Genomic DNA, 19346 nt, shown 5'->3' with positions numbered 1-19346 from the left:
CCACCTATGATTCATCGAGCAGTTCAGCAAGTTTTTCCGCAAATCCGCGGTCACTTACTGCAACTGCGACTCTCGCCTCTTTCCCAATGGCTTTTCCTAGCATTTCCCTCGTCTCTATCCACCGGACAGGCACATGATAGAAACGGCATTTGTCTAACATCTTTTTTGACGTATTGGATGAGGCATCTTTTGAAAGCAATACAAGTTTTGCCTGGCCTGCCCGGATTTCTTTCAGGACAGGCTCCTCTCCCGAAACAATCTTTCCTGCCTTGAACGCAAGGCCTAAAAGGGACATTGCCTGCTTCCCGTTCATGATTTTTGTTTATTCTCCTTTTTTTCCTTTTGAATAAACGCCATGATTTCATCGTAAAAAGCATCGTCTATAGCGGCACCAAGATGGGATGAGAGAAGATCTTTTTTCTTTGCCAAAAGCACCGCTTCCTCGTCTTTTGAAAGATAGGCGCCTCTTCCTGACTTTTTCCCGGTCGGGTCAATCGAAACATCGCCTTCCTTAGAACGGACGATACGGACCATTTCTTTTTTTGGTTTCATTTCTCCCGTTGCCACGCATTTTCTCATCGGAATTTTCTTACGTGTCGCCATCAGCCCCACTCCTTATTCGATCTCTTCATCTTTCCCGCCGTTTTCAGGCAGATCCGCTTCTTTCGCATCCGGTACGGCCAGTGCTTCGGGAGTACGGCCGGGATCGCCATCTTCAAAAAGCTCCGGTCCTTCTCCGTCGATATCACCGGCGGTTTCAGAACGAGGATAAATGCCTAAACCCCTTGCATCCGTTTCGCTCTTAATATCAATTTTCCAGCCTGTGAGTTTCGCGGCAAGCCGGGCGTTTTGGCCGCGTTTCCCGATTGCAAGCGACAACTGGTAATCCGGAACGATGACCGTTGTAGCCTTATTATTTTCATCAACAAGCACATCAAGCACTTTTGCAGGGCTTAACGCGTTTGCTACAAATTTAGACGGATCATCCGACCATTTTACAATATCAATCTTTTCCCCGTGTAGTTCATTTACAATCGCCTGGACGCGTTGCCCTTTAGGCCCGACGCATGCGCCGACAGGATCAACTTCCGGGCGGTCAGTGTAAACCGAAATTTTCGAACGGTCCCCTGCTTCGCGGGCGATCGAACGGATTTCCACGATGCCATCGTATATTTCCGGCACTTCAAGTTCAAACAGCCGTTTTAAAAGGCCGGGATGGGTGCGCGAGACAAAAATTTGCGGCCCCTTTGTTGTCCGTTCCACTTTTGTAATGTAGACCTTAATCCGGTCATGCGGGTTATACGTTTCATTCGGGGATTGTTCCCCCGGCGGTAGCAGCGCTTCTGTTTTTCCGAGGCTGACATACGTAAAACGCGGATCTTTCCGCTGCACAATCCCGGTCATGACCTCGTCTTCACGGTCGATGAATTCATTGTAAATGATTCCCCGTTCCGCTTCCCGGACGCGCTGCGTGACAACCTGTTTCGCTGTCTGTGCGGCGATCCGGCCAAAATCTTTCGGCGTGACTTCCAATTCGACAACATCGCCGATTTCATAAGACGGATTGATTTTCTGGGCATCTTCAAGCGAGATTTCAAGGCGCGGGTCAAATACTTCTTCAACCACGTCTTTGCGTGCGAATACACGGATCGTCCCGTTCGCCAGATTTAAATCCGTCCTTACATTCTGTGCCTGGTTAAAATTGCGGCGGTATGCCGATACAAGCGCGGCTTCGATGGCTTCAACGAGCACATCCCGCGAAATTCCTTTTTCTTTTTCGAGTATCGTAAGCGCATCTACCAGTTCTGAGCTCATGGAAATTGGATCCCCCTTCATTTTTTGAAAAATGATGCATTTTTAAAATTCAACGGCAAGCCGTGCGTTGGCAACTTTGTCATACGGAATTTCCTTCTCGATTTTCTTCGTTTTCACTTTACATTCTAATGTTAAGTACCCGTTGTGAAAAGCAATCAATTTTCCCTGGAACGTTTTCTCCCCGTCAAGCGGTTCATACGTTTTCACGAGGACGGTCCGGCCGACAGCACGTTCAAAATCACGCGCTTTTTTTAACGGGCGTTCCGCACCCGGAGAGGAAACCTCAAGGAAATAATTATGGGGAATCGGGTCCGCTTCATCGAGCTTTTCCCCGAGCCGTTCGCTGACGAGCCCGCATTCTTCGATATCGACCCCGTTTTCCTTGTCAATATACACGCGAAGAAACCAGTTTTTTCCTTCTTTGACGTATTCGATATCAACAAGTTCAAGGCCGAGCCCTTCCACAACCGGGGATGCCAGTTGTTCCACCACTTCAACGACTTTACTCATGCTGACCTCCTCAAAAATCCGATTTAAAACACGAAAGAGCGGGGTGATGGCCCCACTCTTTCGCACGAGCGTTTATCCGTAGTATTTCCATAAAAAACTATACCATAACAGGCAAAAAAAAGCAAACAGCGGGCTTTAACCCGTATTTAGAAAAGCGACAGCTGGTTCTGCTCCGGCAGCGACTCGAGGCAGCCGTGCCCGTCAAGGTATTCCATAATCGTTTTGGATACTTTTCCGCGGCGCTGCAAGTCTTCTTTTGAAAGGAATTCGCCTTCTTCGCGCGCTTTGACGATATTGACCGCAGCGTTTGTGCCAAGCCCCGGAATCGCATTAAACGGCGGGATGAGCGAATCGCCGTCAATGACAAACTTGTCTGCTTCCGACCGGTACAAATCAATCGGCTGGAAGCGGAAGCCGCGCGCCGTCATTTCAAGCGCCAGTTCCAGCACGGTCAGCAAACTTTTCTCTTTCGCCGATGCGTCCATCCCTTTTGCATTAATTTCACTGATTTTTGCCTTGATGGAATTCGAGCCGTGGATCATTACATCCAGATCGAAATCCTCCGCTCGCACCGTAAAATACGTCGCATAGTAGATCAGCGGATGGTACACCTTGAAGTAAGCGATCCTTATCGCCATCAGCACATAGGCGGTGGCGTGGGCTTTCGGGAACATGTATTTAATCTTTTTGCACGATTCAATATACCATTTCGGCACGTTTTGCTTGATCATTTCCTCTTCCATTTCAGGCGTGAGCCCTTTCCCCTTCCGTACCGATTCCATAATTTTAAAAGCAAGGGACGGCTCTAAGCCCTGATAGATTAAATAAACCATAATATCGTCGCGGCAGCCGATCACTTCAGGCAGGGTGCAGGTGCCGTTTTGGATCAGTTCCTGGGCGTTGCCGAGCCATACGTCCGTCCCGTGCGAAAGCCCTGAAATCTGAACCAGTTCCGCAAAAGTCGTCGGTTTTGTATCTTCCAGCATCTGGCGCACAAACTTTGTGCCAAATTCCGGGATGCCAAGCGTACCGGTTTTGCACATAATTTGCTCTTCCGTAACCCCGAGCGGTTCCGGCCCGCTGAAAATTTTCATCACTTCCGGGTCATCGGTCGGGATCGTTTTCGGGTCAATCCCGCTTAAGTCCTGGAGCATGCGGATGACGGTCGGATCATCGTGCCCGAGTATATCAAGCTTCAAAATATTATCGTGGATCGAGTGGAAATCAAAATGCGTTGTCCGCCATTCCGAATTGTGATCGTCCGCCGGATACTGGATCGGCGTAAAATCGTATATATCCATATAATCCGGCACGACAATAATGCCGCCCGGATGCTGGCCGGTCGTCCGTTTTACCCCGGTGCAGCCCTGGACAAGCCGGTCAATTTCCGCGCTCCGGAATGTCAAATTGTGGTCCTGGGCATACCCTTTTACATAGCCGTAAGCCGTTTTTTCCGCAACTGTGCCAATCGTGCCGGCGCGGTATACATACTCTTCGCCGAACAGCACTTTTGTATAGGCGTGGGCGCGCGGCTGGTAATCGCCGGAGAAGTTCAGGTCAATATCCGGCACCTTGTCCCCTTTAAATCCAAGGAACGTTTCAAACGGAATATCATGGCCGTCCTTTTTGTATTTTGCCCCGCATTCCGGGCAGTTTTTATCCGGCAGGTCAAAACCGGAACCGACCGAACCGTCATTGAAAAACTCGGAATGCTTGCAGTTCGGGCACACATAATGCGGCGGGAGCGGGTTGACTTCGGTGATTTCCGTCATCGTTGCGACAAGCGAAGAACCGACAGACCCCCGCGAACCGACAAGGTAACCGTCATTCAATGATTTCTTGACAAGTTTATGGGCAATCAGATAAATGACCGCAAATCCGTGGCCGATAATGCTTTTCAGCTCTTTTTCAAGCCGTGCTTCGACAATTTCGGGAAGCGGGTCCCCGTAAATCATCTTCGCGCGCTTATAGCTTTGCTCGCGGATTTCTTCTTCCGCCCCTTCAATTTTCGGCGTGTACAGCTCGTCTTTTACCGGCTTGACGTCCTCGATTAAGCCGGCAATTTTATTTGTGTTTTCAACCACAATTTCTTTTGCCTTTTCGTCGCCTAAAAACGAGAAGCATGCAAGCATTTCATCCGTTGTGCGGAAATGCACGTCAGGCAGCCGGTGCCGATTCAGCGGATTGGCGCCGCCCTGGGAGCTGATCAGGATTTTCCGGTAAATTTTGTCTTCGGGGTTTAAATAATGGACATTGCCTGTTGCGACAACCGGCAGATTCAATTTTTCCCCGAGCCGGACGATTTTCGTAATGATTTCTTCAAGCGCCTTTTCGTCCCTTACCAGTTCCTGGTCGATCAGCGGGGCGTACACTTCTTTCGGATGAACTTCAAGGTAATCATAAAAGCGGGCCATCTCCTCTACTTCCGCCGGATCTTTCTGCATCATGCCTTCAAATACTTCGCCTTTGTCACAGCCGGACCCGACGAGAATGCCTTCCCGGTACTTTTGCAGCTCGGAACGCGGAATGCGCGGCACACGGTAAAAGTAATCGATATGGGACAGGGAAATCAGTTTAAATAAATTTTTCAGGCCTTCCTGCGTCCGGACAAGCAACGTACAGTGCGACGGGCGTGCCCGCTTGTACGCGCCGCCTTCGCCCATATACTGGTTCAGTTCGTCATGGTATGTGATCCCCCGGTTGCGGGCGTCATTCAGCATTTTTAAAAAGATATGTCCTGTTGCTTCCGTGTCATAGATCGCGCGGTGGTGCTGGGTCAGTTCCACATTGAACTTTTTCGCGAGCGTGTTCAGCCGGTAGTTTTTGAAATCCGGATATAAAAACCGCCCGAGTTCAAGCGTATCAATGACGGGATTATTGGATTTCGGCAGCCCGGCTTTTTTCAGGCCGACATTTAAAAACCCGGTGTCGAACGAAGCATTGTGGGCAACAAGCACCGCGTCGCCAATCCATTCATTGTATTCTTTCAACACTTCGGAAATGTCCGGCGCATCTTTCAACATATCGTCGGTAATATGGGTCAGCTCAATAATCGTATTGGACAGCGGGCGCCCGGGATTGGCAAACCGTTCAAACGTATCGACCACTTCGCCGTCCCGGATTTTAACCGCGGCGATTTCGATGATCGTATCATAAACAGCAGATAATCCCGTTGTTTCGACGTCAAAGACGACATAAGTCGCTTCATCAAGATGGACGTGCGCATCATTATAGGCAATCGGCACCCCGTCGTCGACAAGATTGGCTTCAACACCGAAGATAACTTTTATGCCATTCTTTTTGCCGGCGCTGTATGCTTCCGGAAAACTTTGCGCAACGGAGTGGTCTGTAATCGCAATCGCCGGATGGCCCCATTTTTTCGCCTGGGCGACAAGGGCAGACGCAGAAGTGACCGCATCCATCTGGCTCATCGGCGTATGGAGATGGAGTTCGACCCGCTTCTCATTTTCCGGCGCATGGTCTTTCCGGACGCGCGGGGCCACTTCAGAAAGATCGTTAGCGATCATGACCAGATCACGGACAAACGTATCATTCTGGATGCTGCCGCGCGCACGGAGCCACATCCCTTTTTTCACGCGGGCAAATTGTGCGGCATCTTCCTTATCCCGCGAAAACATCTTCACGAGAATGGAGCTTGTATAATCGGTGATTTTTAACGTCAAAAGCGTCCGCCCGCTGCGCAGTTCTTTCGTTTCGACATCAAACACATAGCCTTCCACCGTAATCCGCCGTTCTTCATCGACAATCTCGGAAAGGCGGCGGATATCATCATCGGGCGGAATTCTCAGCCCGATCATAAGCGGTCCTGCATCGTGCGTTTCTTCCCCGCCCTGTTGCTCATTCACGTGCTTCTGCATTTCGAGAACGGCCTGTTTTGCCCGTTCTTCATCTTCTTTTTTCTTTTCTTCCATAAATTTGGCGTATGCTTCGCTTGCTTCAGGCGCCGTCGAAATTTCCGTGTCAAACATCAATTTCGGAAAACCGGCCCGTTCGTAAAAACGGATAATCCATTCCCCGTATTTTTGTTTTAATGCTGCTGCTTCCGGTTCATTGCGGCCGGTTACCACCAGCTTATTGCCGGAAAGTGACGGAACCTGATCCGCAAGCAGGGACAAAAGCATCGGCGACATGCCTTCCAGTTCTCCAAGGCAAGTTTTCCAGTAATCGGCAATCAGTGCCGGCCCAAAAGAAGGGTCTTTCGCCCGGATTGAAAAACGGACGTCGGCAATATGCTGAAAAGCCTGGCGCAAACGGGTTGTAAATGTCAGATATACCTCAAAAGGAAGAATTTTTTCGAGCAAAAAATAAAAATGCCATCGCCTTGACTGGCGTTCCACAACAAGTTTTTCAATTTCCCCATATTTAAAATGCTCGTAAAACCTGTCATCCAGCAGTTCCAGCTGCCGGAGCAAAATCTGGAACCTTTCTTTCTTTCCGGCGGGATTTTCAATCATCTTGTCCTCTCCCATCCTTTTTCATTCAATCTATCTTTATCTTAAAAAACAAGCGTCCTGAATGCAATCTTTCCGGGATTTTTCCCGGTAGTATTGAAAGGTTCGAGTGCCGGGATTTTCCAAATAAAACATTTTCTGCCTCTTTTTTGCAGGAAAAGAAGAGAAGCACCGGCCGGTCAGCCGATGCCCCTGTCATGAAGCAAGTTCTGCTAAAATATTGGAAAGTGTTTCAGCCAAATCCTCTTTTTTCACTTCGAGCACTTCCCCGGTTTTTCTGATTTTCACTTCGACGATTGCCTCAGCCGCTTTTTTCCCGACGGTTACCCGGACAGGCAGGCCAATCAGGTCGGAATCTGCAAATTTCACACCCGGGCGCTCGTTTCTGTCATCCATCAAGACGGTAAACCGTTTTTCAAGTTCCGCATGGAGCGTTTCTGCAAGGGCGGCTTGTTGGGCATCCTTCATATTTACCGGCACGAGATGCACGTCAAACGGCGCCAGATTGACAGGCCAAACGAGCCCTTTATCATCGTTATGCTGTTCGCACACTGCCGTTAAAGTGCGGGAGACGCCGATCCCGTAACAGCCCATCAGCATGACCTGTTCCCTGCCGTTTTCGTCTAAAAAGGCGGCGTGCATTGCCTCGCTGTATTTTGTGCCGAGTTTGAAAATATGCCCGACTTCTATGCCGCGCGCAAACCGGATCGTTCCCTTTCCGTCCGGGGACGGGTCGCCTTCCTGAATATTGCGGAGATCCCCGTATAAATCGACGCGGTAATCCCTCCCCGGATTCGCATTCACATAGTGGAAGTCATTCTCATTGGCGCCGCAAATGCCGTTTACCACATAACGGACGGCGTTATCGGCCAAAATCCGGATCTTCTCCGGCGCGCCGACAGGGCCGAGCGAACCGGGATCCGCCCCCATGATCGACTTGATGGCTTCCGGATCTGCCATTTCAATCGTTTCAGAACCGAGAAGGTGTTTGACCTTGACTTCATTTACGTCATGATCGCCCCTGACCAGCACGATTACATATTCGTCGTCCGCTTTCAGCACGAGGGTTTTCAGGCATTTTTCAGGATCTGCCTGCAGGAAGTCCGCAATTTGCGCGATCGTTCTTTGTCCAGGGGTCGGAATTTTTTCGAGCGGTTTTTCCGCTTCATCCGGCTTTGTGTAAACGGTCTTCACTTCCGCCATTTCAATATTCGCCGCATAATCGGATGAATCGGAATACGCAATGGTGTCTTCCCCGATTTCAGACAGCACCATGAACTCCTGCGTATCTTTCCCGCCGATCGCGCCCGAGTCCGCCAATACGGCACGAAAATCCAGTTTGCACCGCGAGAAAATATTGGTATAGGCCCGGTACATATCCTTATACGTCTCATCGAGGCTCTCTTGATTGGCGTGGAAAGAATACGCGTCTTTCATGATGAATTCCCGCCCGCGCAGCAAGCCGAAACGCGGGCGCTTTTCATCCCGGAATTTCGTTTGGATTTGGTATAAAGAAAGCGGCAGGCGTTTATACGATTTTACTTCGTTCCGGATTAAACTTGTGATCACTTCTTCATGCGTCGGCCCGAGCGCAAAGTCTCGTTCATGCCGGTCCCTAAGGCGCATCAGATCCGGTCCGTAAGAATACCAGCGCCCCGATTCCTGCCACAATTCCGCCGGCTGGAGGGACGGCATCAGCAATTCCATGGAACCGATGGCTTCCAATTCTTCACGGATAATCGCTTCAATTTTATGTAAGACTTTTTTCGCGAGCGGCAAATACGTATAAACGCCGCTTGCAATTTGCCGTATGTACCCGGCACGGAGCAGCAGCTGATGGCTTTTCACCTCGGCTTCGGCCGGTACGTCCCGCAATGTCGGAATAAACAATTTGCTCTGTTTCATACATCGCACTCCCGTATTCTTTTATTATAGATCAGTTGAGTTTGTAACGTTTATTTGTTTCTATTCCCCGATTCAGCAAACCAGGCCCGGGGTTGGATGATGAGAGATTGTAAATGAAAAGCCAGGCCAGGGTGCGTAAAAATGCAGATTTTAAAAGTAATCCAGCCGCTACAAATTGAACGAAGATTTGGCGCTGCTTGTGAAAACGGGCGGGCCAAACCGGGCTGATGGTGGACCAGCAATTCAAGTCCATTTTATAACCACATCCGTAAAGCAAACAAATTTACGGAGGAAGCAGGCCCTTTTGCAACAGGGCCCGCCGGAACCCCCTGCAAACCGGAAGCTTTACAAGAAAAATCTTTGGATATCATTCCAGGTGACAATGATCATCAACAGCATCAGGAGCGCAAAACCGATAAAATGGACGATGCCTTCTTTTTGCCGGTCAATCGGTTTGCCCCGCAATGCTTCGATTCCGAAAAACAGCAGCCTGCCTCCGTCCAAAGCCGGCAGCGGGAGCAGGTTCATAATCCCGATGTTGATGCTCAACAATCCTGCCCATTTAAACAAATAGATGATGCCCGACTTGGCGACGGTCTCTGTTGATTTATAAATGCCGACAGGGCCTGACAGCATATCAATGGAAAAGCCGCCGCTGATCAGGTGGCCAAGCAGTTTAAAAATTTCCACCGTCCAGACGTATGTCTGTGTAATGCCGTACGTGGCAACTTTCAGCGGGGAATGGTCAACCGGGCTGTTCACGCCGATTCTCCCGAATGTTTTCCCGTCCTCTGAAATGCTTTTTGGCGTCACCGGAATGTCCATTGTTTTGCCGTTCCGTTCCACTGTAAACGTGATTTTTTCATCAGGGTGTTTTTGGATGACGTCGACAATGTCATTCCACGTCGAGATTTCCGCACCGTCAATGCTGATCACCGTATCCCCTTTATGGAGCCCGGCCTTTGCCGCAGCACTGTCCTTTACAACGGTTCCGAGCACTGGATCGGTCATCGGCACCCCCTGCACCACCGCCATAAGGGTAAAGACAACGGCTGCCAGGACGAAATTCATGAGTGGCCCGGCAAAAATCGTGAGCGCCCGCTTCCCGAGCGATTTGGAGGCAAACTGGCGGTCCCACGGCGCGATTTGCATTTCCATCCGGTCTTCGACAAGCACGGCATCCCTTTTCACTTTAAACGTCCGGAGGTGTTCATCATCGCCTTCTTCATAGCCTTTGATTACAAGCGCACGTTCCAGATCTGCAGATTCCGTTTCAATCATGCGCAATCCAGTATACCGGTCTTTTCCGTTCACCACGATTTTTTCAACGGCTTCGTTTTCATCGAAAAGCAGCCCAACCCGCTGGCCTGGCTTCAACTCCGGCATATCCGGGTCTTCCCCCGCCATCCGCACGTATCCGCCGATCGGAAGCAGGCGGATGGTATACTGCGTTTCGTTTTTCTTAAACGAAAGAATCTTCGGGCCGAATCCGATCGCAAATTCGCGGCATAAAATCCCGGCTTTTTTTGCAACAAAGAAATGCCCGGCTTCATGGAAAATGACTAGCGAACCAAAAATCAAAATAAAGGCTATAACTGTCGTCAAATGAATACCACCTTACTTTAAAATAGTCTCCGCCTTTTTCAGGAACTCCGGGGAAGCCCCCCGCTTACATGAGCGAGGCCACATAGTCCCGCGTCTCACGGTCAACGGCCCGGATCGTTTCCAAATCAGGGTGTATAATTACATTATGCCTTGCAAGCGCCTTTTCAATCAACTGATCAATTTGCAAAAACGCGATTTTTTCCTGCAAAAAGGCATGGACCGCCGCTTCATTGGCCGCATTCAGCACGGCCGGCATCGATCCGCCGGCTTTTCCGGCTTCATAGGCAAGTTTCAGGCAGTAAAATCGTTCTTCATCCATTTTTTCAAAATGAAGCCGGCCGATTTCCGCCAAATGGAGCCGCTTTGCATCCGGAAGCGGCAGCCTTTTTGGAAACCCGAGCGCATATTGGATCGGGATGCGCATATCGGGCATTCCAAGCTGCGCCTTCACACTGCCGTCACGGAATTCCACGAGAGAGTGGATGATGCTTTCGCGGTGCAGGATCGTATCAATTTTTTCAAAGGGAAGGCCGAACAGCCAATGTGCTTCAATGACCTCGAGCCCTTTATTCATCATCGTTGCCGAATCAACCGTGATCTTGGCACCCATCGACCAGTTCGGATGGTTCAGCGCATCTTTTACAGTGACAGTTTCAAGCTGCTCCCTTGTATAATCACGGAAGCTGCCGCCGGATGCGGTAATGATGAGCCGTTCGATTTCATTCCGGTTTTCCCCTTGCAAACATTGAAAAATGGCGGAATGTTCACTGTCAATTGGAAGAATGGCAGTGCCGGCGCGCTTTGCTGCATCCATAACGAGATGTCCAGCTGTGACGAGCGTTTCTTTATTGGCGATTGCCACGGTTTTCCCCGCCCGGATCGCCTCCAAAGTCGGCAACAGCCCGACACTGCCAAGCACCGCATTGACCAAAATATCCGATTCGGCATATACTGCCGTTTCGACCATCCCTTTTTCCCCGCAGAGTACAACCGGGCTGTCCCCGAATTCAGTTTTCAGCCGGGCACAGTCCTCTTTGTCAGCGACAGAGACAAGCGCCGGATGAAACTCCGAAATGATTTTCCTCGTTAAGTTAAGATTTCTCCCTGCTGAAAAAGCAGCGAGCCGGAATACTTCCGGATGGTTCCGGATCACATCCAGCGTTTGCGTGCCGATGGAGCCCGTCGCCCCTAACAGGCTGATTCGCTTCAATGTTTTCCACCTCTTTTTCTATCCCGCCATCATTTTTAAAAAATGGATAAGCGGGAGGACAAACAATAAACTGTCGAAGCGGTCCAAGATGCCGCCGTGACCGGGCAGGATCTTTCCTGCATCTTTTACCCCGTAATGCCGTTTATAGGCGGATTCCACCAAATCCCCGATCTGGCCGAAAACGGAGAGGACGACCGTGGACATCATGAGCCGCCAGAGCCCGAGGCCGATATTGGAGAAGAAAAAAAACAGCACAGCAACAACGGCAGCACACAGCACGCCGCCAAGCGCGCCTTCAACCGTTTTATTCGGGCTGATCTCCGGCCACAGCTTATGCTTTCCAAAAGCCCGCCCGATGAAATAAGCGCCGGAATCCGTAGCCCAAATGAGAAACAGGGCGTAAAGAATATAGGTAATGCCCACATCCGGCGCATTTCTCGTTTCAATAAAATAATAAAAACCGATGCCAACATAGATGGCGGACAAAATGTGGAAACTCGCCTGTTCAAATGTAAACCGGTTTTTCGTCACCACCATATAGGCGAGAAAAAGCAGCACGATCATATACACCAATTCAAGCTTGGAAAAGCCTGTTTGTGCGATGACATGCATATACTTTGATGGAAATAAAATCAGCCAGAGCAGCAGGACGGAAAGGATGCCGCCAAAGGAAAACAATGGCTGTTTTCCCATCCGCAACAGCTCGTACAGCGCGACGGTCGCCATGGCATACACGAGCAGGACAAACGGCCATTTCCCGTATATCACAAAAGGAATAAAAAAAGCTGCTGCCACGATGGCTGTGATGATTCTTTGTTTCATTCAGACTTCTCCTCACTTTTTAAACCGCCGTATCTTCGGGAACGTTTTTGATACTCTTCAATTGCACTTAAAAAATGTTCCTCATCAAAATCCGGCCATAACACATCTGTAAATACAAACTCCGTATATGCCAGCTGCCATAACATAAAATTGCTGAGCCGGATTTCCCCGCTCGTCCGGATTAAAAGGTCGGGGTCCTGCAGGCCGTGCGTCATTAAGTACTGGTGGAACACTTCCTCTGTCAGCTCGTTTTCATTCATTATACCATTTTTTACATCCATTAAAATATTTTTCACGGCGCGCATAATTTCATCCCTGCTCCCGTAATTCAACGCAAAATTGAGAATCAGCCCGTCGTTTTGCGCCGTTTCACTGATCGCTTTATTGATGGCCCTTTGGGTATGGGGCGGAATTTTTTCTTTGCACCCCATCATCTGCACTTTCACATTTTCCGCTTTCAGCTCGGGAAGATAAGTGGATAAAAATTCTTCCGGCAGCTTCATTAAGTATTCCACTTCCAATTTTGGCCTTTTCCAGTTTTCTGTTGAAAAAGCATAAAGCGTCAATACTTTGATCCCGAGCCGGTTGGCGGTACGGGTAATTTTCCGGACGGTTTTCATGCCTTCGTGATGGCCGGCCACCCGCGGCAAATGGCGTTTTTTCGCCCATCTTCCGTTGCCGTCCATGATGATGGCGACGTGTTCCGGGATGGCGGCAGCTTTCACTTTTTCGCCGCGGGCGATCGTGCCGCGGCCTTCTTTATCGAAAGATTTCCATCTTTTTAAATTCATATGCACATTTGCCCTCCAAATGGTATCCGCCTGCATCTCCATGCACGGTACCGCGGCCATACGGTGTTCAGTCGTTTCCGGCAAAAGTGGTATGGCCTTTATATTCCATTTGCCAACCTCTATTATAGAGAAAATGGATGCGTTTGTGTAGTTCTGTTTTTAAATGGTCCGGCCATTTGGTTTTGTGGCGTATGGAAAACCGGCTTTGTATCCCATTTTAAAGCGCGTGTGAAGCCCGTTTTCCCGGCAGTATGGCAAAGGTCTTTTGGAGCCGGAACTTTCCATGCTCCCGTGAAAACGCGCATTCCTGTTAACATAAAAAAACTTCCATTGGCCGCTTGCCAACGGAAGTTTTTTGTCCGGCAGTCAGACTTCCATGATTTCCTGCTCTTTTGTTTTTGTCATTTTATCGATTTTTTGGATGTGCTGGTCGGTGATTTTCTGGACGTCTTCCGCAAAGCCGCGGTGCTCGTCTTCAGTAATCTCGCCGTTTTTTTCCTGCTTTTTCAGCTCATCATTGGCATCGCGGCGCACATTGCGGATCGCAACTTTTGCTTCTTCTGCTTCTTTTTTGATGAGCTTCACCAGTTCTTTTCTCCGTTCTTCCGTTAAAGGCGGGATGGAAAGGCGGATCACGGATCCGTCATTATTCGGCGTAAGGCCGAGATCCGATTTTAAAATGGCCTTTTCAATTTCACCCAGCACCGTTTTATCATACGGCTGGATCACCATAAGGCGCGCTTCCGGCACGGAAATGGACGCAAGCTGGTTTACAGGTGTCCTGGCGCCGTAGTAATCTATCGTGATTTTATCGAGCAGGGCCGCGTTTGCACGCCCCGCCCGGATGGAGCCGAGTTCGCGCTGAAAAGCTTGGATTGCTTTTGCCATTTTATCTTTTGCAGTGTCAATGACCTGATTTGCCATCATATTTTCCCCCTAACGATTGTCCCAATGGTTTCGCCCAAGACGGCGCGTTTGATGTTTCCTTCCTCCATAATTGAGAATACTATAAGCGGGATGTCATTGTCCATACATAAAGAGGACGCAGTGGAGTCCATGACAGCGAGGCCATCTTTGATGACATCCAGATATGAAAGCTCTTCATATTTAACAGCGTCTTTGTCCAGTTTCGGATCAGCAGAATAAACACCATCCACATTATTTTTTGCCATCAAAATGACATCGGCTTCAATTTCTGCTGCACGCAGCGCGGCGGTCGTATCGGTGGAGAAAAACGGATTGCCGGTGCCGGCGGCAAAAATAACGACACGCCCTTTTTCCAGATGGCGGATGGCCCGCCTTCTGATATAAGGCTCTGCCACCTGGCGCATATCAATGGAAGTCTGCACGCGTGTTTCCACGCCGCTCTGTTCCAGGCTGTCCTGAAGGGCCATTGCATTCATGACAGTGGCGAGCATGCCCATATAATCGGCTGTTGCCCTGTCCATTCCCATCTGGCTGCCGATCTTGCCACGCCAAATATTGCCGCCGCCGACGACAATCGCCACTTCAACGCCAAGCTCGACAATTTCTTTTACTTGCCGTGCGACGGACTGGATGACCGTCGGATGGATCCCAAAGCCCTGCTCTCCGGCCAATGCCTCGCCACTTAGTTTCAATACGACACGTTTATATTTAGGGGTGTCCATTTTGAACCTCCAATATGGTTATGTAAAATTTCCCCGGTCCATCTTTGCCAGTAAACGGGGCATTTTTTTGCAAGGTTAAAATCCTGCTCCTGCCTTCTTTTAAAAAGAGGAACACACTGTGTTCCCCTTTTTAAAACTAGTTTTTCTTCACTTGATTCATGACTTCTTCAGCAAAGTTTTCCTGGCGTTTTTCAATGCCTTCGCCGACTTCATAACGGACAAAATCTGCCACTTTTGCGTTATGGGAAGCGACAAACTGCCCAACCGTTTGATCCGGGTTTTTGACAAACGCCTGGTCTGCCACACAAATTTCCTCGAAGTATTTCTTCAAGCGCCCTTCCACCATTTTTTCCACAATCTTTTCCGGTTTGCCTTCGTTCAGCGCCTGTTGTTTTAATACTTCGCGTTCATGGGACACTTCTGCTTCCGAAACCTGGTCGCGGGAGATGTATTTCGGATTCATCGCTGCCACGTGAAGGGCTACGTCTTTTGCAACAGAAGCATCGGTTGTGCCTTCAAGAACGGTGAGCACGCCGATGCGGCCGCCCATGTGAAGGTATTCGCCGAATGCGCCGTTATCTGTTTTCGTTTTCAGGGCAAAACGGCGGAGCGAAATTTTTTCACCGATTTTGGAAATCGCCTGTGTAATAAAATCATTGACAGTCGATCCGTTTGCCATTGTTGATTGTAAAGCGGTATCCAGATCGGCCGGTTTGCTTTTGAGCAAATGTTCAGCGATTTCTTTTACAAGGTTTTGGAATTCTGCATTTTTTGCAACAAAGTCTGTTTCAGCATTGACTTCGAGAATAACGGCGTGGTTGCCTTCGCTTAATACGTAAGTGGTTCCTTCTGCAGCAACGCGGTCTGCCTTTTTCGCCGCTTTTGCAATCCCTTTTTCACGAAGATAGTCCACTGCTTTTTCCATATCGCCGTTCGTTTCTGTCAGTGCTTTTTTGCAGTCCATCATACCTGCGCCGGTTTTTTCACGCAGTTCTTTCACCATTTGAGCTGTAATTGCCATCGGATTTCCTCCTTCAGGTTATGTACGTCTCCCTAAAAAAGGTGATAAGCACAAACCTTCTTATCACCTTTTTTCATTGGGATATTTTTGGTAAGGTGCGGTGCTGTCAAACCCCGGCCGGAAAACGGATCAGGCTTCGACAGTCGTTTCTTCCGTGCCCGCTGCTTCGCCGGATTCAGCCGAAACTTCAGCAGCGCCTTCTTCACCCTGTTTTGCTTCCACAATGGCATCCGCCATTTTGCTGGTCAAAAGTTTGACTGCACGGATCGCATCATCGTTTGCCGGAATGACATAGTCAATTTCATCCGGATCGCAGTTTGTATCCACAATCCCGATAATCGGAATGTTTAATTTTCTTGCTTCCGCCACCGCGATGCGTTCTTTGCGCGGGTCGATCACAAACAAAGCATCCGGCAGGTTCCGCATATCTTTAATGCCGCCAAGGAATTTCACCAAACGGTCGTGTTCTTTTTTCAACTGGACGACTTCTTTTTTCGGAAGGACATCGAACGTGCCGTCTTCTTCCATTTTTTCGATTTGTTTCAAACGGTCAATCCGTTTTTGGATCGTTTCAAAGTTGGTTAAAGTTCCGCCAAGCCAGCGGTGGTTCACGTAAAACATGCCGGAACGTTCTGCTTCATCTTTAACGGATTCCTGGGCCTGTTTTTTCGTGCCGACGAACAGAATATTTCCACCGTTTCCTGCAAGTTCTTTTACAAAGTTGTAAGCTTCTTCCACTTTTTTGACCGTTTTTTGCAGGTCAATAATATAGATGCCGTTCCGCTCCGTGAAAATGTATTTTTTCATTTTCGGATTCCAGCGGCGCGTCTGGTGGCCGAAATGGACACCGGCTTCGAGCAGCTGTTTCATTGAGATCACTGACATTTTATTTCCTCCTATGGTTTTTTTCCTCCGCCCCAATCCTTTTCAAAAGGAGACCGCTTAAAAGCAGCACCGTCCTTTAAATCATGAAGCGTGTGTGATAACACCAACGATTACTATAACATAAAAAAAAATGCGAATCAAGCATTATCCGCGTCCTGTCTGAAATTTTAGAAGCAGCTCGATTTCCGTGCGGCCTTTATTTAATTTTTGGGCAATTTCATCAACAGTATACCCGTTTTGTTGCAAATCATTCACTTTTTGCAAAAGGCTTTTTTCTTCCTGAAGCTGCCCTTCGCTTTGTTCCCCTGAAATTTGCCGGGCCGCATTCCGGTACGCCCGGTTTGCGGACGTCCGGATGAGCGCGTCCGGCTTCGGTCCCGCTGTTTCTCCTGTTTCAGGCGGCTTTTTTGTTTCTGGAGCCGGCTGTTCCGTTTCCGGCCCTGCTTTTTCCGCCGGCCCGGTCTCCTTCATCCTGCCTGCTTTCATTTTTTTGATAAAAGCATCGTTTTCTTCTTTTAGCTCCATCAGGTATACGGAAAAGATGTCTTCGATTTCCTTTACCATTTTATTGACGTTCTGTTCTGCCCGAGCAAAGCGGTTTTGCCGTAAATAGAGCAGGATGATGGCAAAAATGGAGAGCGCATTAAATAGGAAAGAAAGAATGAGGAAAAAAATAACCGTTTGATTCACCCCCTCTGATTACAGCAACCGTTTTTCCAAAATATTCCGCAGTTTATAAATGGCCTTCGAATGGATCTGGGAAATGCGGGAAGTGGAAAGCCCCATCACTTCGCCGATTTCTGTCAGCGTGCATTCTTCCTGATAAAAGAGGCCCAGCACAAGCTGCTCTTTTTCCGACAGGGCACGGATGGCCTCTGCCAGTTCCTTTACGGTTTCCTTCTTTTCCAGTTCGGATTCTGGCTGGCCATTATTCCGTTCCCCGGACACGAGCCGGGATGCCGCTTCCGGTTCATCATTGTCGGTGCCCGTTTCTTCTATTGACAGGACATTGGCAAAAAACTGTTCATTCATCGTTGTGCAGACTTCCGTTTCTTCCATGCCAAGCTCCAAAGCGACTTCTTTCGGAGAAACGGCGCGCAAGTATTTCTGCTCCAGCTTTTCAATGGCACTTTCAATTTTTTTCGCTTTTTCTCTCGTGCCCCTTGACAGCCAGTCTTCTTTCCGCAGGCCGTCCAAAATCGCGCCGCGGATCCGAAAAGAAGCATATGTATCAAATCTCAGTTCGCGGGACGGATCAAATTTGTTTAATGAATCCAAAAGCCCGAACATGCCGAGGCTTTTTAAATCCTCTTTCGATACGTTGCGGGGAAGCCCGGCGGCAATTCTTTGGACATGGAAAGAAACAAGCGGCATATATCTTTTCACAAGGGCATTCCCGGCTTCCGGATCACGGGATTTAAGCCACAAATCCCAGTCTTTCTGCTCTTCACCCTGTATTGGCTCCTCCGCCATATCGCATCCCTCCTTGTTGCCATTGCCTTTTCCCGAAAACAAAGGGGCGGCCCCTATTATATTTCGACAGATCCCTGGTTGACCGTTCTCACGGTCAGCACGGCATTTTCCGGGTTAAATTCAATCGTGCGGCCGCTTTTCCCCCCGGTATCTTCGGCCACCAATTGAATGCGGTACTTTTTCAGTTCGTGTTTTACAGCCTCGACATTGCGCGGCCCAATCCGCATTGCTTCATTCATGGAAGAAAAAGAAAACATTTCGGCTCCGCCGGCGATTTTTGCCAACAGCCTGCTCTGGTGGCAGCCTACGCTTTTCAGGATGCCGATCAGCTCAAAAATGGCGGTATCCGCAAATTTTGCTTTATTCATATGCTCCCCGTTCTTCGCAATGAAGGATGAAGGCAGCATCACATGGGCAAGCCCGGCTGTTTTGGCCGGCAAATCGTACAGGACGACGCCAACGCATGATCCAAGCCCGGTGGTCCTGATCAGGCCGGGAGAAGTGACAATCTTCATTTCCGCAATGCCCACTTTGACGATGTTCATTTCGCTATCCATTTAATTCAACCCTTAGCGCACGGAACAGGATTTCATAAGAATCCGGATCCGGAAAGAGGAAAAAATGCCCCTTCATATCGGAATTTTCCGCCTGCTCATCGCTCAGCACCGTATCAATCACGATGGCATAATCGCTGACCTGGGACAGTTCAATCAAACCGTAGCTGATAATGGATCCGAACATATCAATGCTGAGCGCCGGGACGGAAGGCAGCATATCCAGCTTCGTAAAATTGGAAAGCGCCGTTAAATAAGACCCCGACAAAATATTGCCCAGCTCCAGCATCGCCGACAGCCCGAGCTCCGGATAAGGCGGTTTTTCAAAAGAAAACGACGGATCTCCGATCATTTCTTTAATGAATCGTTCGCCCTGGGCAACCGGCACGATGAAAAAAATATTGCCGGGTGCATCGCCTTGAATCCGTAAAAACACGCTCACCACAACGAGCTCAGCACCGCCGATCAGATCCATGATTTCTTCAAAAGAAGCAATATGGACATCCGGAACCGTCATTTTGATTTTTTTATGCAGCAATTTGGAAAGTGCCGTTGCGGCATGCCCCGCTCCGATATTCCCGATTTCTTTTAAGACATCAAGGTGAAGATTTGTGATTTTATTTTTAATATCCAT

At 49.1% G+C, this 19346-nt stretch carries 18 protein-coding genes; all 18 read right to left on the bottom strand.

Features of this window, described 5'->3' with window-relative positions; genetic code table 11:
- Positions 1–4: 4 nt before the first annotated feature.
- Positions 5–313: a YlxQ family RNA-binding protein gene (locus NSQ19_RS05835; RefSeq protein WP_013859131.1), complete on the bottom strand. Its 309-nt coding sequence runs from the start codon at positions 311–313 to the stop codon at positions 5–7.
- Complete coding sequence (gene rnpM, locus NSQ19_RS05830; RefSeq protein WP_013859130.1) at positions 310–603, bottom strand: RNase P modulator RnpM; 294 nt, start codon at positions 601–603, stop codon at positions 310–312. Before rnpM ends, NSQ19_RS05835 begins: the two co-directional genes overlap by 4 nt.
- 12 nt (positions 604–615) lie before the next feature.
- Positions 616–1815: a transcription termination factor NusA gene (gene nusA, locus NSQ19_RS05825; protein WP_013859129.1), complete on the bottom strand. Its 1200-nt coding sequence runs from the start codon at positions 1813–1815 to the stop codon at positions 616–618.
- Between the two features lie 42 nt (positions 1816–1857).
- Positions 1858–2325 carry a ribosome maturation factor RimP gene (gene rimP / locus NSQ19_RS05820; RefSeq protein WP_013859128.1) on the bottom strand — a complete coding sequence of 156 codons (468 nt, stop codon included), beginning with the start codon at positions 2323–2325 and terminating at the stop codon, positions 1858–1860.
- 146 nt (positions 2326–2471) lie between these two features.
- Entirely contained in the window at positions 2472–6800 is a 4329-nt protein-coding gene (locus tag NSQ19_RS05815; RefSeq protein WP_340702548.1) for a PolC-type DNA polymerase III, read from the bottom strand.
- Positions 6801–6992: 192 nt separating this feature from the next.
- A complete protein-coding gene (locus NSQ19_RS05810; protein WP_019721105.1) occupies positions 6993–8702 on the bottom strand; it encodes a proline--tRNA ligase in 1710 nt (569 codons plus the stop codon).
- 345 nt (positions 8703–9047) lie between these two features.
- Positions 9048–10307: an RIP metalloprotease RseP gene (rseP, locus tag NSQ19_RS05805; protein ID WP_013859125.1), complete on the bottom strand. Its 1260-nt coding sequence runs from the start codon at positions 10305–10307 to the stop codon at positions 9048–9050.
- A 64-nt stretch (positions 10308–10371) separates the two neighbouring features.
- Positions 10372–11517, bottom strand: coding sequence for a 1-deoxy-D-xylulose-5-phosphate reductoisomerase (locus NSQ19_RS05800; RefSeq protein ID WP_340702547.1), 1146 nt, complete (start codon positions 11515–11517; stop codon positions 10372–10374).
- A gap of 18 nt (positions 11518–11535) precedes the next feature.
- Positions 11536–12339: a phosphatidate cytidylyltransferase gene (locus NSQ19_RS05795; RefSeq protein WP_029141559.1), complete on the bottom strand. Its 804-nt coding sequence runs from the start codon at positions 12337–12339 to the stop codon at positions 11536–11538.
- Positions 12336–13130, bottom strand: coding sequence for an isoprenyl transferase (locus tag NSQ19_RS05790; RefSeq protein WP_029141560.1), 795 nt, complete (start codon positions 13128–13130; stop codon positions 12336–12338). Before NSQ19_RS05790 ends, NSQ19_RS05795 begins: the two co-directional genes overlap by 4 nt.
- 366 nt (positions 13131–13496) lie before the next feature.
- Positions 13497–14054: a ribosome recycling factor gene (gene frr, locus NSQ19_RS05785; RefSeq protein ID WP_026104870.1), complete on the bottom strand. Its 558-nt coding sequence runs from the start codon at positions 14052–14054 to the stop codon at positions 13497–13499.
- Positions 14054–14779, bottom strand: coding sequence for a UMP kinase (pyrH, locus tag NSQ19_RS05780; RefSeq protein ID WP_013859120.1), 726 nt, complete (start codon positions 14777–14779; stop codon positions 14054–14056). The genes frr and pyrH overlap by 1 nt, the downstream gene beginning before the upstream one ends.
- 136 nt (positions 14780–14915) lie before the next feature.
- The gene (gene tsf / locus NSQ19_RS05775; RefSeq protein WP_029141562.1) at positions 14916–15800 is read right to left on the bottom strand and encodes a translation elongation factor Ts; all 885 of its coding nucleotides are present in this window, start codon (positions 15798–15800) and stop codon (positions 14916–14918) included.
- Positions 15801–15929: 129 nt separating this feature from the next.
- On the bottom strand, positions 15930–16685 hold the full coding sequence (gene rpsB, locus NSQ19_RS05770) for a 30S ribosomal protein S2 (RefSeq protein ID WP_017554490.1): 756 nt from the start codon (positions 16683–16685) through the stop codon (positions 15930–15932).
- Positions 16686–16829: 144 nt separating this feature from the next.
- The gene (locus NSQ19_RS05765) at positions 16830–17375 is read right to left on the bottom strand and encodes a hypothetical protein (RefSeq protein ID WP_029141564.1); all 546 of its coding nucleotides are present in this window, start codon (positions 17373–17375) and stop codon (positions 16830–16832) included.
- A gap of 9 nt (positions 17376–17384) precedes the next feature.
- Positions 17385–18158, bottom strand: coding sequence for a FliA/WhiG family RNA polymerase sigma factor (locus NSQ19_RS05760; RefSeq protein ID WP_013859116.1), 774 nt, complete (start codon positions 18156–18158; stop codon positions 17385–17387).
- A gap of 56 nt (positions 18159–18214) precedes the next feature.
- Positions 18215–18715 carry a chemotaxis protein CheD gene (locus NSQ19_RS05755; protein ID WP_029141565.1) on the bottom strand — a complete coding sequence of 167 codons (501 nt, stop codon included), beginning with the start codon at positions 18713–18715 and terminating at the stop codon, positions 18215–18217.
- Positions 18708–19346: a chemotaxis protein CheC gene (locus NSQ19_RS05750; protein WP_029141566.1), complete on the bottom strand. Its 639-nt coding sequence runs from the start codon at positions 19344–19346 to the stop codon at positions 18708–18710. Before NSQ19_RS05750 ends, NSQ19_RS05755 begins: the two co-directional genes overlap by 8 nt.

The organism is Weizmannia sp. FSL W8-1119, from assembly GCF_038008605.1.
GTDB lineage: Bacteria > Bacillota > Bacilli > Bacillales > Bacillaceae_C > Weizmannia > Weizmannia coagulans.
This window is presented reverse-complemented; position numbering and strand designations above follow the sequence as displayed.

Excerpts from the sequence above, each read along its gene's own strand:
- NSQ19_RS05835 (WP_013859131.1), bottom strand. The coding sequence starts at position 313 with ATGAACGGGAAGCAGGCAATGTCCCTTTTAGGCCTTGCGTTCAAGGCA.
- rnpM (WP_013859130.1), bottom strand. The coding sequence starts at position 603 with ATGGCGACACGTAAGAAAATTCCGATGAGAAAATGCGTGGCAACGGGA.
- nusA (WP_013859129.1), bottom strand. The coding sequence starts at position 1,815 with ATGAGCTCAGAACTGGTAGATGCGCTTACGATACTCGAAAAAGAAAAA.
- rimP (WP_013859128.1), bottom strand. The coding sequence starts at position 2,325 with ATGAGTAAAGTCGTTGAAGTGGTGGAACAACTGGCATCCCCGGTTGTG.
- NSQ19_RS05815 (WP_340702548.1), bottom strand. The coding sequence starts at position 6,800 with ATGATTGAAAATCCCGCCGGAAAGAAAGAAAGGTTCCAGATTTTGCTC.
- NSQ19_RS05810 (WP_019721105.1), bottom strand. The coding sequence starts at position 8,702 with ATGAAACAGAGCAAATTGTTTATTCCGACATTGCGGGACGTACCGGCC.
- NSQ19_RS05795 (WP_029141559.1), bottom strand. The coding sequence starts at position 12,339 with ATGAAACAAAGAATCATCACAGCCATCGTGGCAGCAGCTTTTTTTATT.
- NSQ19_RS05790 (WP_029141560.1), bottom strand. The coding sequence starts at position 13,130 with ATGAATTTAAAAAGATGGAAATCTTTCGATAAAGAAGGCCGCGGCACG.
- frr (WP_026104870.1), bottom strand. The coding sequence starts at position 14,054 with ATGGCAAATCAGGTCATTGACACTGCAAAAGATAAAATGGCAAAAGCA.
- pyrH (WP_013859120.1), bottom strand. The coding sequence starts at position 14,779 with ATGGACACCCCTAAATATAAACGTGTCGTATTGAAACTAAGTGGCGAG.
- tsf (WP_029141562.1), bottom strand. The coding sequence starts at position 15,800 with ATGGCAATTACAGCTCAAATGGTGAAAGAACTGCGTGAAAAAACCGGC.
- rpsB (WP_017554490.1), bottom strand. The coding sequence starts at position 16,685 with ATGTCAGTGATCTCAATGAAACAGCTGCTCGAAGCCGGTGTCCATTTC.
- NSQ19_RS05760 (WP_013859116.1), bottom strand. The coding sequence starts at position 18,158 with ATGGCGGAGGAGCCAATACAGGGTGAAGAGCAGAAAGACTGGGATTTG.
- NSQ19_RS05755 (WP_029141565.1), bottom strand. The coding sequence starts at position 18,715 with ATGGATAGCGAAATGAACATCGTCAAAGTGGGCATTGCGGAAATGAAG.
- NSQ19_RS05750 (WP_029141566.1), bottom strand. The coding sequence starts at position 19,346 with ATGGATATTAAAAATAAAATCACAAATCTTCACCTTGATGTCTTAAAA.